At 68.6% G+C, this 14907-nt stretch carries 11 protein-coding genes and 1 tRNA gene; 2 read left to right on the top strand and 10 right to left on the bottom strand.

Features of this window, described 5'->3' with window-relative positions; all coding sequences use genetic code 11:
* Positions 1-34: 34 nt before the first annotated feature.
* The 10 genes from FN821_RS05610 to lysA all read right to left on the bottom strand — a co-directional run bounded on the left by FN821_RS05610 (position 35) and on the right by lysA (position 10686).
* Positions 35-526, bottom strand: a complete 492-nt coding sequence (locus FN821_RS05610) for a hypothetical protein (protein ID WP_131171743.1) — start codon at positions 524-526, stop codon at positions 35-37.
* Positions 492-1835 (bottom strand): sugar transferase, encoded by a 1344-nt coding sequence (locus tag FN821_RS05615; RefSeq protein WP_131171744.1) that lies wholly within the window; start codon positions 1833-1835, stop codon positions 492-494. Before FN821_RS05615 ends, FN821_RS05610 begins: the two co-directional genes overlap by 35 nt.
* 57 nt (positions 1836-1892) lie before the next feature.
* On the bottom strand, positions 1893-2930 hold the full coding sequence (locus FN821_RS05620; protein WP_241660127.1) for an L-threonylcarbamoyladenylate synthase: 1038 nt from the start codon (positions 2928-2930) through the stop codon (positions 1893-1895).
* Entirely contained in the window at positions 2927-3805 is an 879-nt protein-coding gene (gene prmC, locus FN821_RS05625) for a peptide chain release factor N(5)-glutamine methyltransferase (protein WP_131171745.1), read from the bottom strand. Before prmC ends, FN821_RS05620 begins: the two co-directional genes overlap by 4 nt.
* On the bottom strand, positions 3805-4881 hold the full coding sequence (prfA, locus tag FN821_RS05630; protein WP_131171746.1) for a peptide chain release factor 1: 1077 nt from the start codon (positions 4879-4881) through the stop codon (positions 3805-3807). Before prfA ends, prmC begins: the two co-directional genes overlap by 1 nt.
* Before the next feature lie 79 nt (positions 4882-4960).
* A complete protein-coding gene (gene rpmE / locus FN821_RS05635) occupies positions 4961-5176 on the bottom strand; it encodes a 50S ribosomal protein L31 (RefSeq protein WP_131171747.1) in 216 nt (71 codons plus the stop codon).
* A gap of 162 nt (positions 5177-5338) precedes the next feature.
* Positions 5339-7123 (bottom strand): transcription termination factor Rho, encoded by a 1785-nt coding sequence (gene rho, locus FN821_RS05640; protein ID WP_131171748.1) that lies wholly within the window; start codon positions 7121-7123, stop codon positions 5339-5341.
* 230 nt (positions 7124-7353) lie between these two features.
* Entirely contained in the window at positions 7354-7959 is a 606-nt protein-coding gene (thrH, locus tag FN821_RS05645; RefSeq protein WP_131171749.1) for a bifunctional phosphoserine phosphatase/homoserine phosphotransferase ThrH, read from the bottom strand.
* A 1-nt stretch (position 7960) separates the two neighbouring features.
* Entirely contained in the window at positions 7961-9259 is a 1299-nt protein-coding gene (locus tag FN821_RS05650; RefSeq protein WP_131171750.1) for a homoserine dehydrogenase, read from the bottom strand.
* Positions 9256-10686: a diaminopimelate decarboxylase gene (gene lysA / locus FN821_RS05655; protein ID WP_131171751.1), complete on the bottom strand. Its 1431-nt coding sequence runs from the start codon at positions 10684-10686 to the stop codon at positions 9256-9258. Before lysA ends, FN821_RS05650 begins: the two co-directional genes overlap by 4 nt.
* Before the next feature lie 108 nt (positions 10687-10794).
* On the opposite strand from lysA, the gene FN821_RS05660 reads away from it, so the two are divergent.
* Together FN821_RS05660 and FN821_RS05665 are read left to right on the top strand one after the other, a co-directional pair.
* Positions 10795-10866: transfer RNA gene (locus tag FN821_RS05660), tRNA-Arg, on the top strand.
* 163 nt (positions 10867-11029) lie between these two features.
* On the top strand, positions 11030-14881 hold the full coding sequence (locus FN821_RS05665; RefSeq protein ID WP_131171752.1) for a multifunctional oxoglutarate decarboxylase/oxoglutarate dehydrogenase thiamine pyrophosphate-binding subunit/dihydrolipoyllysine-residue succinyltransferase subunit: 3852 nt from the start codon (positions 11030-11032) through the stop codon (positions 14879-14881).
* The last annotated feature ends 26 nt before the right edge of the window (positions 14882-14907 follow it).

Raw genomic sequence — 14907 nt, forward strand, 5'->3', positions numbered from 1 at the left:
GTCGATGACTCCGCGAGCCTAGCAGCACTCAAACTCAGGACGCAGTTCCCGTTCCAGAGTTGGATGCGGGGGTGTCGAATACCGGAAAGCGCAGGCGTGAGAACGCGAAGATCTCGGCGGCCAGCCACGTGGCCACTACGGCTAACGTTCCTACGACGACCGCCGTGGGATCCATCGAGGTGAGGCGTTCCTGTTGCGTCATCGAGAGCGCGAGGACGCCGCCCAGGGCGCTCACCCGGACGGCGTAGGACACGAGCGAGGCGGTGAGGACGGTGCCGGTCGGTGCGTCCGAGTAGGCCACCTGGACCGCCTGCCCGATGGTGTAGAAGGCCAGCGCCATCATGGCGGCGATCAGGCAGGAGACCCCGCTGGCGGGGCCACGCGTCCAGAAGAAGGCCAGCGACGAGACCAGGGCGCCGATGTGCCCGCCCAGGACCCCCGCCTTGAGCAGGTGCAGCGCGCGGGCTCGATCGGCGCTGATCGGGGCGCGGTCAGCCACGGCCGTCCGCGTCGGGCTCGAAGCCATCCGCCTTCGCCTTGGCCAACAAGACGCGGAAGGTCAGCAGCATGATCTTCAGGTCCAGGGGGACGGAGTACTCCTGGATGTAGATCATGTCGAAGCGGAGCTTGTCCTCGGGCGGGGTGGTGTAGCGGCCCATCACCTGCGCGAGCCCGGTCAGGCCCGGCTTGACCAAGGTGCGAATGTGGAACTCATCAATCTGCGTTTGGAACTGCTCCACGAACTCGGGACGCTCCGGCCTGGGTCCCACGAGGCTCATGGTGCCGTGCACGACGTTGAGCAACTGGGGCAGCTCGTCGAGCCGGGTCGAGCGCAGGAACTTACCAATGCGGGTGGTCCGGGGGTCGTTGCGCTGCGCAAAAACAGGCCCGGTGGCGTCCTCGGCGTCCGTCTTCATCGTGCGGAACTTGACGATCTGGAAGGGACGCCCGCGGCGTCCGACGCGGACCTGTCGGTAGAAGACCGGTCCCCCGTCGTCCAGTTTGATCGCTGCGGCGACCAGCAGGGTGATCGGCGCGCTCGCGATGAGACCGATCAAGCCCAGCACCAGATCGAAGGCCCTCTTGACGATGCGATCGAAGGCGCCCAGCCGGTAGCGCTCCAGGGCGAAGACCGGAACATCGCCGATCTGGGACACCGACGACCGATGCATCGAGATCTCGTACGTCTCGGGCACGAGGAAGACGTCCTGGTTGTACCGGACCGACTCGGCGACGACATGGCGCTTGACGTCGAAGGGCGCATCGACCGCCACGTAGACGACCTCGACGGCCTTCAGGTCATCGCCAAAGCTCGGCTGGTCGTAAGCCAAGAAACGCAGGTCCTTGGCCCCGGCGGCTCGCACACGCTGGAGAAGCTCGGGGGCCTCGTCGGCGGGCCCGATGACGGCCGCCGGGTAGGACGCCAGGATGCGGTTCTTCCGCGCCGTGACGAGCAGCTTCACCGCCATGAGCAGCACGATCTGAAGGCCCGCGGCCATGAAGAAGGCGACGATCTCGAAGCGGGTGTTCTGCGTGAAGTACATGTACGCAACGAATGTCAGCTCAGAGAACAGCACCACCCCGACGATTTGGGCGAGGCGCTCGACGGTCGGCCGCTCCCGCACGGTGAAGTAGCGCAGCGGTCCGAACAGGACCAGCGAGAGGAAGCTCGCGGACCCGGCGCCGAGCAGGCCGCGGTTCACGAAGATCGGCAGGTGGTCTCCGTAGACCACGGCTCCCGTGACGACGTACGACGCCATGATCGCGATGACGACGCCCACCACCTCCAGGACCTGGAGCGTCAGGACGCGTCGGTAGCGCGTGGTCAGCGACACGAGGATCGCCCCCGATCACACCCACGCTCGCCGCTCGCGGTCGACATCGCCGCGCCTCTAGCTTTCCGCCGGGTCGGTCGAGTTGGCGGGTTGCTCGGCGTCGCCCGCGGTCACGCGTCCGAGATGCTCGACTGACGCCTCAGCGGGCTCCGCCGCGAGCGGAGCCGGGGCGGGCTCTGCCGGATCGTGGAACGCCTCAGTGGGCTCCGCCGCGTGGGAAGCCAGGTCGAGCTCTGCCGCTTCGTGGGACGACTCAGCGGGCTCCGCCGCGTGGGAAGCCGGGTCGGGATCTGCCGCGTCGCTGGACGCCGCTTCGGGCTCCGCCGCGTCCTGCAGGGTGGGTTCAGGCACCGTCGCCTCGTCGGGCGCGACCTCGGGGAGCAGACCCGGGACCACCTCGTTGATCTCTGCCATCGTCAGGCGTCCGGCACGAAGAAGCTGCGCCGACTCCCCACTGAGGTCGAGGATCGTCGACGGGACCGGTCCGGACATCGTCCCCGCGTTCAGGTAGACGCTCACGGCGTTGCCAAGCTGGCTGGTGGCTTCGTCGATCGTCAGCGCGGCCTCCTGCCCGCTGACGTTGGCGGAGGTGACCGCAAGAGGCCCGGTGCGCCGCAGCAGTTCCCTCGTGAACTCGTGGTCGGGCACGCGCACCGCGATCGTGGCGCCGCGGTCCCCGAGGTCCATGCGCAGGCTGTCGGACGCGTTGAGGACCAACGTCAGCGCGCCGGGCCAAAACGCGGCACCCAGCGCCCGTACCCGATCATCGACGTCCGCCAACGAGCCGACCATCTCCACCTCGGCGACCAGGACGGGCGGCGGCATGTCGCGACCGCGCCGCTTGGCGTCCAGGAGGCGCTGCACCGCCAGGGCCGAGAAGGGATCGGCGGCCACGCCATAGACGGTGTCCGTGGGAAGCACGATGACGGCACCGGATGAGATCGCGTCGGTAGCCGCATCGAATGCAACGTCCGAATCGCCGTGCGCGTCCACCACGAGATACGTCGGCTCTTCCGCGCTCAAAGCGGCGCTCTCGCCGGAGAGGTCGATGGTGCTCGCTGCGTCCTCGTGGTCCGCCAGGTCGTCGATGCTCACGGGCCCATCCTGCCAGGTGAGAGGTCCGGGACCCGTGCAGTGACGTAACGCGGTCGACCGGCGAGGTCGAGGTGATCGACGACGTCGACGAACCCAGCGGCACGCAGCACGTTGGGCGCAGACTCGTGATGCGTGTCGTCGTGCTCAGCCCCCAACACTCCCCCGGAGCGCAGCAGCCGTGTCGCCACGGACGCCACCACGCGCAGCGCCTCCAGCCCGTCCGGCCCCGAGAACAGGGCCATGTCGGGGTCACGCAGCACGTCAGCAGGCAATTCAGACCGTGCCGACTCCGGAATGTAGGGCGGGTTGGCGATGACCAGGTCGACGGTGCCGTCCAGCTCGGAGAGGGCATCCGCCATGTCGCCCAGCACCGGCTGCAGGGCCGTCCCCGTCACGTTTCTCACCAGGTAGGGCCACGCGTCATCGCTGACCTCGACCGCGTACTGGACCAGACCCGGGCACTCGGACGCCAGCGCGAGCGAGATGGCCCCCGAGCCGGCACACAGCTCAACGACCACCGGCGCCGACGGACCTTCGTGCCCGGCCGCCTCGGCCGGCCGGCCAGGGTGCGCGCCGAGGGCATCGAGCGCCCATTGAACGAGCAGTTCGGTCTCCGGACGCGGGATGAAGACCCCCGGCCCGACGGCGACGGACACCCCGCGGAAGAACGCGCGCCCCGTGAGGTGCTGGACAGGCTCGCCGGCTCGCCGCCGCTCCAGCAGCGCAGCGAAGGCCGCGGCGTGGGCGTCCGACACCTCGATGATCAGGGGCAACGAGGCCGGCTCGACGCCTAGGACGTGCGCCAGCAGCGTCTTCGACTCGGCGGCACTGCCAAGCCGTTGCGCTCCCTGCGCGACCAGCTGCGACGTCCGCATCAGCCAGAGAAGGCCGCGAGGCGTTCGGCGAGATCTGCGGCCTGCAACGCGTCGACCACGGCCTGCAGATCGCCGGCCAGGACGGCGTCCAGGTTGTACGCCTTGTAACCGATCCGGTGGTCGGCGATGCGGTTCTCGGGGAAGTTGTAGGTGCGGATCCGCTCCGAGCGATCGACCGTGCGGACCTGCGACTTGCGGGCAGCGGACGCCTCGGCGGACGCCTGATCCGCGGCCATCGCGGCCAGGCGCGACCGCAGGATGCGCATGGCTTGCTCCTTGTTCTGCATCTGGGAGCGCTCGTTCTGGCAGGTCACGACCGTGTTGGTGGGCAGGTGCGTGATGCGGACGGCCGAGTCGGTGGTGTTGACGCCCTGTCCACCCTTGCCGGAGCTGCGGTAGACGTCGATCCGCAGGTCGTCGTCGTTGATGACGATCGTTTCGTCGGCATCGACGTCCGGCGTCACCAGGACGCCGGCGGCCGACGTATGGATGCGGCCCTGGGTCTCGGTGACCGGCACGCGCTGCACGCGATGGACGCCGCCCTCGAACTTCAGCGAGCCGAAGGGCATGTTCTCCCCGGACGCCGTGCCTGACGCCTTCACCGCGAGGGTGATCGTCTTGTACCCGCCGAGGTCGGTCTCCTGCGAGTCCAGCACCTCGACCTTCCAGCCCTTGGCGGTTGCGAACCGGCTGTACATCTCGAACAGGTCTCCGGCGAACAGCGCCGACTCCTCGCCGCCTTCGCCGGACTTGATCTCCAGCAGCGCGTCCTCGGTGTCGTTGGGATCGCGCGGTGCCAGCAGCGTGTTGAGCCGCTCGGTGACCTCGGTCAGCCGAGCCTCCAGCCGGTCGGCTTCGTCGGCGAAGGACGCGTCCTCACCGGCCAGCTCGCGCGCGGCCTCCAGATCGCCGGTCAGCTCCTCGTGCTCGTTGAGCGCCTTGACGATCGGCGCCAGCTCGGCGTAGCGGCGTCCGATCTTGCGGGCGCGCGCCATGTCGGCGTGGGTCGCCGGATCGGAGAGCTGGCCCTCCAGCTGCGCGTACTCGACCTTCAGTTGGTCGGCCGCCTCGAACATCACTGCCTCCTGCTAGGTGCCGGACAAGCACAACGCCGGGCCCGGGGAAGATTCCCCGATGCCCGGCGCTGGTAGGTCGCTAAGACTTCTTGAGGTTCGCGTAGCGCTTCTCGAAGCGGGCGACGCGACCGCCCGTGTCCAGGATCTTCTGCTTGCCCGTGTAGAACGGGTGGCAGGCCGCGCAAACTTCCGCGTGGATCTGACCGGTACGCGCGGTGCTGCGCGTCGTGAACTTGTTGCCGCAGCTACAGGTGACCTCGGTCTCCTTGTAGTCGGGATGGATGCCCTGCTTCATGGATTCTCCTCGATATCGCCGGGTCGCCATCGCTTCGGGGCCCTGATGGACCCGGGCGTGAACCGGCACCGAGGAGACATTCTGCCCCATCGGCGTCCGGAACCCAAACGGACGCCGCGGGCGCAAGCTGCGCCGGCGGCGTCCGTTCTGGTCGGGACCGACCTACTCGGCGTTCGGCGTCGTCCGGGAGATGACGTGCAGGAACTCCAGGTTGGTCTGCGTCTTCTTCATGCGGTTGATCAGCATCTCCAGCGCCTGCTGGTCGTCGAGGCCGGACAGGACGCGTCGGAGCTTCCAGATGATCGCCAACTCTTCGCGCGTCAGCAGCATCTCCTCGCGGCGCGTACCGGACGCGACCGGGTCGATGGCCGGGAAGATGCGCTTGTCAGCGAGCTCTCGGCGAAGGCGGAGCTCCATGTTGCCGGTGCCCTTGAACTCCTCGAAGATCACCTCGTCCATCTTCGAGCCGGTCTCAACCAGAGCCGTCGCGAGGATCGTCAACGAGCCGCCGTGCTCGACGTTGCGCGCCGCGCCGAAGAACTTCTTCGGCGGGTAGAGCGCGGCCGAGTCAACGCCGCCGGACAGGATGCGTCCGGACGCCGGTGCCGCGAGGTTGTAGGCGCGCGAGAGGCGGGTGATGCCGTCCAGCAGGACGACGACGTCGTGACCCAGCTCGACCAGGCGCTTGGCGCGCTCGATCGCCAGCTCGGCGATCGTCGTGTGATCGTCGGCCGGACGGTCGAAGGTGGACGCGATGACCTCGCCCTTGACAGAGCGCTGGAAGTCGGTGACCTCCTCGGGACGCTCGTCCACGAGGACCACCATCAGGTGCACCTCGGGGTTGTTGGTCGTGATCGCGTTGGCGATGTTCTGCATCACCATCGTCTTGCCCGCCTTGGGCGGCGACACGATCAGGCCGCGCTGGCCCTTGCCGATCGGGGCGACCAGGTCGACGATGCGTCCGGTCATGTTGGTCGGCGTGGTCTCGAGGCGCAGGCGATCCTGCGGGTAGAGCGGCGTCAGCTTGTTGAACTCGACGCGGTCCTTCGCCTTGGCCGGATCGTCGTCGTTGATGCGGTCGATCCGGACCAGCGGGTTGAACTTCTCGCGCCGCTCCCCCTCCTTGGGGGCGCGGAGCGCACCGGTCACGATGTCGCCCTTGCGCAGGCCCCACTTGCGGACCATCGACAGCGACACGTAGGCGTCGTTCGGGCCGGGCAGGTAACCGGTCGTCCGGACGAAGGCGTAGTTGTCCAGGACGTCCAGGATGCCGCGGACCTCCACGAGCACGTCGTCCTCGGCGATGACCGGCTCGGCCTCGAACCGCTCGATGGACGCCCCGGCGCTGCCGCGGTTCTGGCGGCGATTCTGGGGGCTGTTCGTGCGGTCGCGGTTGCGACGCCGGCGATTGCGGCGGCTGCCGGAGTCGTCGTCCGAGTCGCCGTAGCCCTGCTGGTTGGACTGCTGGCCCTGGCTCTGTTGGTTCTGCTGCTGCGGCTGGCGCTGCTCGGTGCGCTGCCCGTCGGACGCCTCACCGCGCGGCTCGCCTTGCTCGCGCTGCCCACGCTGGCGGCGTCCACCGCCCCCGGAAAGGGCGTCGAGGCGTGCGGCCACCTCGGCGTTGACCTCGCGGGGAGCCTGGTCCGAACCGGACGCCTCCGTGAGGGCCGGCTGCGCCTCGCCCCGCTCGGGACGCGGGGAGCGCTCGCGCCGCGGGCGGCTGGAGCGTTGCTCGCCGGCGGGGGCGTCCGGGGAAGCGCTCGGCGCCGCTTGCTCTGCTGCAGGGCTCTCGCCCTGGGGTGCCCGCTGGGATCGGGCGGGACGCTCGGAGCGCGGAGCGCTGGCCGGACGGGCGTCCCTGATGGCCGACACGAGGTCGGCCTTGCGCATGCCGGTGCCCTTGATGCCGAGCGAAGAAGCGACCTTCTTCAACTCGGGCAGCAGCATGGAGTCGAGACCAGACCTGCTGGATGCAGGTGAGGTCGAGTTGCTTTCGGTCACTGATGTCCTCTCGGATCGGCCCGATCCTCGCTGACTGTGCGGGCGGGCCCGGCTCGCTGGAGCCGTCAAAGGGTGTTCAGATCAGGGCAGGCCGTCAAGAGCCTCTGCGGTGATCTGGAAACGCGGCGAAAGCCGCACGGCTCACTCTACACGAGCGCAGCGCGCGCTCCAACGCGTCACAGCGCAGCGGCAGCAGCGTCGAACGCAGCTCGGAGGTCGACGTAGTTCGTCGTCACCGGGAACTGCGGGAACTCGGCGATCACGTTGTCGGGCGGGCAGAACAGGATGCCCGCCTCGGCCTGCGCGAGCATCCCGGTGTCGTTGTAGGAGTCGCCCGTCGCGATGCAGGTGAAGTTGAGCGATTGCAGCGCGCGCACGGCGTGGGTCTTGGAGTCGGGCTGCCGGAGCCGATAGCCCACGATCATGTCGTCGGCCACCACCAGGTGGTGGCAGAACAGCGTGGGCATGCCGAGGTGTTCCATCAAGGGCATGCCGAACTGGTAGAAGGTGTCGCTCAGGATGACCACCTGGTAGTCGCGACGCAGGGCGTCCAGGAACTCTCTTGCTCCGGGCAGCGGGCCCATCTCGGAGATCACGGACTGGATCACCGACAGCGTGACTCCGTGCTCGGCCATGACGGCGATCCGGTACTGCATCAGCTTGTCGTAGTCCGGCTCGTCGCGCGTGGTGCGCCGCAGGGCCTCGATGCCCGTCCGCTGGGCGACGTTCACCCAGATCTCGGGGACCAGCACCCCTTCCATATCCAGGCAGGCGAGCAGCACGTCACTCCCCTTCCACGCGCAGCACCCGGACGCCTTCGTCGACCTCAGCCATCGTCTCGAGGGCGGCGATGAGGGCCCTGACCTGGGCGTTCGGGGCGGTGTGGGTCATGATCCCCAGTTGAGCCTCGTGCACCGCGTCGGGACCGGCCGGCACTTGGCGGACAGCCTGGATGGACACGTCGTGCGCAGCGAAGCAGGTCGCGATCTGGGCGAGGACTCCGGGGCTGTCCTGGACGACCATCTGCAGGTAGTAGCGCGAGGAGACCCGGCCCGGGTCGCAGATGTTCGGCTCGTTGTACGACGTCTCCCCCGGACCCGCGACACCGCGCACCTTGTTACGGGCAGCTGTCACGACGTCGCCGACGACGGCGGACGCGGTGGGGCGTCCGCCCGCACCCGGACCCATGAACATCAGCTTGTCGGCCCACTCGAGCTCGACGAAGACTGCGTTGAACGCCCCTGACACGGACGCCAGCGGGTGCTCGAGGGGCACCATCGTCGGATGGACGCCGACGGCGACCGAGCCGTCGTCGGCCTTGGCGCAGCGGGCGAGCAGTTTGATGACGCAGCCCATTTCCTTGGCCGCGGCAATGTCACCGGCGGTGATCGAGCTGATGCCCTCGCAGGCGACGTCGTCGAAGGTCACCCGCGTGTGGAACGCGAGCGAAGCCAAAATGGCCGCCTTGGCGGCCGCATCGTGGCCCTCCACATCGGCGGTCGGGTCGGCCTCGGCGAAGCCGAGCTTCTGCGCGTCCGCCAGCGCCTCGGCGTAGGTGACCCCGTGGGTGTGCATCTGGTCGAGGATGTAGTTCGTCGTGCCGTTGACGATGCCCATGACGGCGGTCACCGAGTCGGCGACGAGCGACTCGCGCAGCGGCCGGATGATCGGGATGGCTCCGCCCACGGCGGCCTCGTAATACACATCGACGCCGTGGGCGTCCGCGGCGGCGAAGAGCTCCGCGCCGTGCCGGGCGAGGAGGGCCTTGTTGGCGGTCACGACAGACTTGCCGTGCTCGATGGCGGCCAAGATCAGGCTGCGCGCCGGCTCGATGCCGCCGATCAGTTCCACGACCAGGTCGATGTCGTTGCGCCGGACGAGGGCGTCCAGATCGGAGGTCAGCAGCGCCTGGTCGATGCCCTCGACCGAGGCGCGACGGCTGCCGACGGCGGCCAACTCGAGCGGACGCCCCACGCGGGCTCCCAGCTCGGCAGCCTCGTCGATCAGCAGCTGGGCGGCCTTCTTGCCGACCACCCCGGGCCCGAGCAGAGCCACGCGCAGGGGCTGGGGGCGCTTGGTCATCGTTCCACCTCGTCGTGTCGGGGGCTCAGGCCGGCGTCCAGCGCGAGCAAGTCGTCCAGCGTCTCCCGATGGATCAACGGCGTCAACGTGCCGTCCCGCACGGCGACGACCGGCGGCCGCGGCGTGTAGTTGTAGTTGCTCGCCATCGAGCGCGAGTAGGCGCCGGACGCCGGCACGGCGACCAGATCCCCCGGGCGGATGTCGCCGGGCAGGAACACGTCGCGGACCAGAATGTCGCCGCCCTCACAGTGCAGGCCCACCACCCGGGACAGCACGGGGCGGGCGTCCGATGCCCGGTTCGCGAGGACGGCCGAGTACTCGGCCGCATAGAGGGCGGGGCGGATGTTGTCGCTCATGCCGCCGTCCACGCTGACGTAGCGGCGGGTGTGTCCACCGCCGATCTCGACCGCCTTCACGGTGCCCACGCGGTAGATCGCGGTGCCGGCAGGGCCGCTGATCGCGCGTCCGGGCTCGACGGACAGCTGCGGAACGTCCAGACCGAAGCCGCGGCATTCGTGGGCGACGATGTCCTTGAGGCTGGCGGCCAGGTCGGCGGCCGTCGCAGGGGTGTCCTCCGCGGTGTACGCGATGCCGAAGCCGCCGCCCAGGTCGAGCTCGGACAAGGTGACGCCGGTCGCCTCGCGGAACTGCGACACCAGCTTCAGCGTGCGGCGAGCGGCCACCTCGAAGCCGTGAGTGTCGAAGATCTGGCTGCCGATGTGGCTGTGAATGCCGACCAGATCGATGTTGGGGCTGTGGAAGCAACGCACCATGCCGACCAACGCCTGGCCGCCCGTGATCGACAGGCCGAACTTCTGGTCCTCGTGGCCCGTGGCGATGTAGGTGTGGGTGTGCGCTTCGACGCCGGTCGTCACGCGGATCAGGACCGATGCGCGGACGCCCAGTTCCGCGGTGAGGCGCTCGAGGCGTCCGATCTCGTCGGAGGAGTCGACGACGATCCGTCCGACGCCCGAGGTCAGCGCCAACCGCAGCACCTCGTCGCTCTTGTTGTTGCCGTGCAGCGCGAGGCGTGCGGGGTCGAAGCCGGCGCGCAGCGCCACCATCAGCTCGCCGTGGCTCGAAACGTCGAGGTTCAGGCCCTCCTCGGAGATCCACCGGGCGACGGTCGCGCACAGGAAGCTCTTGGCCGCGTAGTAGACCTTCCAGCCCGCGAACGCCTCGCGCCACGACAGGGCGCGGCCGCGGAAGTCCAGCTCGTCGATCACGTACACGGGCGACCCCGTCTGCTCGACGATCTGCTCCGCCGTCAGGCCACCGATCGTCAGGACGCCGCCGGCGCCACGGTCGACGGTGTCGCTCCAGAGGCGACGATCGAGGGCGTTGACATCGGTCGGCTTCACCAGCCACTGCGGGGCTGGCGAGGTGACGTCGGCATGGATCGAGCCGGCGACGTGCATGTGGGTCATGGGTCAACTCTGCCAGTTTCAGGCTTGCGGACGCCGCCGGGCCCAGCGGCTGAAACGAAGGACGCCGCCGAGGTTTGCTAGAGTGTCCGGCGGCCCACAAGGCCAACGGCCCCCATAGCTCAGGGGATAGAGCACCGCCCTCCGGAGGCGGGAGCGCAGGTTCGAATCCTGCTGGGGGCGCCGAACATCCGAACGCCCTCCTCGGCCACCCGCGAAGAGATCTCACGAAATCGAGAGATCACCGGGACGCTACGTGCCCAGGAGGGTGCCCGTGGCCTACCATCGGACGAACAGGCCAGTGGGTCCTGGCTGCCGCAGGACCGCGACGGGAAGAAGGCATCAAGTGGCGACGACGCCCGATAACAACCCCATCGACCTCCCCTCCGACTTCGGAGCCAACGACTGGCTCATCGATGAGATGTACGACCGGTACCTCTCCGATCCGAGTTCCGTCGACGCGGTCTGGGTCGAGTTCTTCCGCAAGCAGACCGCGGACGCCGCGGGCGCGGCTCCCACCTCGGCACCGGCGCCCGCGAGCACGGCCCGCCCGGCACCTGCTCCGGCCGCGGCAGCTCCCGCTTCGGCCCCCGTGGCGGCCGCTCCCGTGGCCGCACCCGCCGCTCCCCCGGCCGCGACGCAGGCCGCGCCTGCGGCGTCCGTTCGGGACTCGGAGAAGCAGAAGGAAGTGGCACGCCAGGTCGAGACGATCAAGGCCGCCGCCCCCGCGAAGTCCGGGCCGCAGGACCCGGGCTCCGGAGGCGGGCTGTCGGCCAACCGGCCGACGGGACCGGTCCAGGCCCAGGCCAAGGACGGCGCGACGACGACGATCCTCAAGGGTGCGCCCATGCGCACCGCCAAGAACATGGACCTGTCACTGTCGATGCCGACGGCGACGACGGTCCGCAACGTGCCGATGAAGCTCGTCATCGACCAGCGCCAGCTGATCAACGATCACCTCGCGCGCACCACGGGCGGCAAGATCTCGTTCACGCACCTCATCGGCTACGCGATGGTCAAGGCGCTCACGATGGTGCCCGAGATGAACTGCGCCTACGCCGAGGTCGAAGGCAAGCCAGCCGTCGTCGTGCCGGCGTCCATCAACCTTGGCCTGGCGATCGACCAGAAGAAGGGCGACGTCCGGCAGTTGCTGGTGCCCAACATCAAGGGCGCGGACGAGATGAACTTCGCCGAGTTCTGGCGCGCGTACGAGGACCTCGTCAAGAAGGCTCGCACCGGCGCCCTGACCGTCGACGACTTCGCCGGCACCACAGTTTCGCTGACCAACCCCGGGGGCCTTGGCACTAGCCACTCCGTTCCCCGGCTCATGACCGGCCAGGGCATCATCCTCGGCGTCGGCTCGATCGACTGGCCGCCGGAGTTCCAGGGGGCGTCCGATCAGCGTCGCAACGAACTCGGGGTGTCCAAGATCACGACGCTCACGTCGACCTACGACCACCGCGTCATCCAGGGCGCGACCTCGGGCGAGTTCCTCAAGGTCATGCACGAGCTGATGATCGGCAAGCACGACTTCTACGACCAGATCTTCGCCGCGCTGCGCATCCCGTACACGCCGCTGCGCTGGGAGGACGACGACTCCGCGCACCGCAGCTACGAGGTCAACAAGGGCGCGCGCGTCATCCAGCTGATCGAGGCCTACCGCACCTGGGGCCACCTCGTGGCCGACACCGATCCGCTCGAGTACCGCCAGCGCAACCACCCCGACCTAGACCTGTCCAACCACGGCCTCACGATCTGGGACCTCGATCGCGAGTTCCCCGTCGGGACCTTCGGCGGTCACGACCGCGAGACCATGACGCTGCGCGACATCCTCGCCCAATTGCGTCGCTCCTACTGCGGCAGCTTCGGCACCGAGTACATGCACATCCAGGAGCCCGCCCAGCGCCGCTGGCTGCAGGAGCGGATCGAGCGGCCCTTCCGGCGCTGGTCCCGTGAGGAGCACCTGCGGATCCTGGACAAGCTCAACGAGGCAGAGATCTTCGAGACCTTCCTGCAGACGAAGTTCGTCGGCCAGAAGCGGTTCAGCCTCGAGGGCGCCGAGTCCACCATCGTGGCAGTCGATGAGGTCTGCGATCGCGCGGCCGAGCACGATCTGGCCGAGGTCGTCATCGGCATGCCCCACCGCGGACGCCTGAACGTCTTGGCCAACGTGGCAGGCAAGAGCTACGGCCAAATCTTCCGCGAGTTCGACGGCAAGATCGACCTCGAGCAGACGATGGGCACCGGCGACGTCAAGTACCACCTGGGCGCCGAGGGCGAGTTCACCGCCGTCTCGGGCAAGAAGGTCAAGACGTCGGTGGCGGCCAACCCCAGCCACCTCGAGACGGTCAACCCCGTCGTGGGCGGCATCACGCGCGCCAAGCAGGACTGGCTGCGTATCAACGCCGGGGACAGCAACTTCTCGGTACTGCCGGTGCTCCTGCACGGCGACGCGGCCTTCTCCGGCCAAGGCGTGGTGTACGAGGTGCTGCAGATGAGCCGTCTCCGCGGCTTCCGGGTCGGCGGCACCGTTCACATCATCGTCAACAACCAGGTCGGCTTCACCACGGCGCCGTCGGAGTCGCGGTCGTCCACGTACTGCACCGACGTGGCGAAGGTCGTGCAGGCGCCGATCTTCCACGTGAACGGCGACGATCCCGAGGCCGTGGCTCGCACCGCACGCCTGGCGGTCGAGTTCCGGCAGGCGTTCCACGTCGACGTGGTGCTCGACATCGTCGCGTATCGCCGGCGCGGTCATAACGAGGGTGACGATCCCAGCTTCACGCAGCCCAAGATGTACGACCTGATCGAGCAGAAGCGATCCGTCCGCAAGCTGTACACCGAGTCCCTGATCGGACGCGGTGACATCACCACGGACGATGCGGACGCGGTGTCCGAGCGGTTCCGCCAGCGCCTCGAGGCTGTCTTCAAGGAGGTCCGCGAGGCCACGTCGGATGAGGACGACAAGTACACCCGCGTCCCGTTCTACCCCGCGAAGCTGGGCCAGGACCAGGGCACGTCCATCACGGCCGACACCATGCGGCTCATCGCGGACGCGCAGGTCTCCTACCCCGACGGCTTCGAGGTCCACCCCAAGGTGCTGCCCCAGATGGAGCGCCGGCGCGAGCAGATCCTGGAGGGCCCGATCGACTGGGCGACCGGCGAGCTGTTGGCGATGGGATCGCTGCTGCTCGAGGGACGCGACGTCCGCCTGGTCGGCCAGGACAGCCGACGAGGCACCTTCAGCCAGCGCTTCGCCGCTGTCGTCGACCGCCGGACCAACCGCGAGTACGTGCCGCTGAAGCACCTCACGGACGCCGACTCTCAAGGCCACTTCTATGTCTACGACTCGCTGCTCAGCGAGTACGCGGCCATGGGGTTCGAGTACGGCTACTCGGTGGCGTCCCCGCAGGCCCTGGTCTGCTGGGAGGGTCAGTTCGGCGACTTCGCCAACGGGGCGCAGATCATCGCGGACGAGTACATCAGCTCCGGAACGGCCAAGTGGACGCAGAAGTCGGGCGTCGTACTGCTGCTGCCTCACGGCTACGAGGGGCAGGGCCCGGACCACAGCTCGGCGCGCATCGAGCGGTGGCTGCAGCTGTGCTCCGAGGGCGCCCTGGCGGTCTGCCAGCCGTCGACGCCGGCGAACTACTTCCACCTGCTGCGCACGCACACGTACGTGAACTGGCACCGTCCGGTCGTCATCATGACCCCGAAGTCGGGGCTGCGGAACAAGCTCGCGACGTCCATGCCCGAGGACTTCACCAACGGCCGCTGGCAGCACGCCATCGACGACCCGACGATCACCGATCGCGGACGCGTCCGCGAGATCATCCTGTGCTCGGGCAAGATCCGCTGGGAGCTGGTGGTGGAGCGCGAGAAGCGGGGTCTCGACGGACAGGTCGCGATCATCGCCATCGAGCGCCTGTACCCGCTGCCGACCGAGCACCTGGCCGCGATCCTGAACAACTACCGCCACGTCGGCGACGTGCGGTGGGTGCAGGACGAGCCCGAGAACCAGGGTGCGTACCAGTTCATGCAGTTGCACCTGGCCGGTGCCCTGGCCAAGGTCATGCCCGACTACGAACTGCGGATGACCGGGGTCACGAGGCCGGAGGCGTCCGCGCCGTCGGTCGGCCTGCTGACCGTGCACAAGGCCCAGGAGGCCGACCTGATGGAGCGCGCCTTCCGCGCGTAGCCGGCTCGACAGCGAGCGGGACGCCG

Origin of the sequence: Propioniciclava tarda, from assembly GCF_900182665.1 — a bacterium.
In the GTDB taxonomy this organism is placed as follows: domain Bacteria; phylum Actinomycetota; class Actinomycetes; order Propionibacteriales; family Propionibacteriaceae; genus Propioniciclava; species Propioniciclava tarda.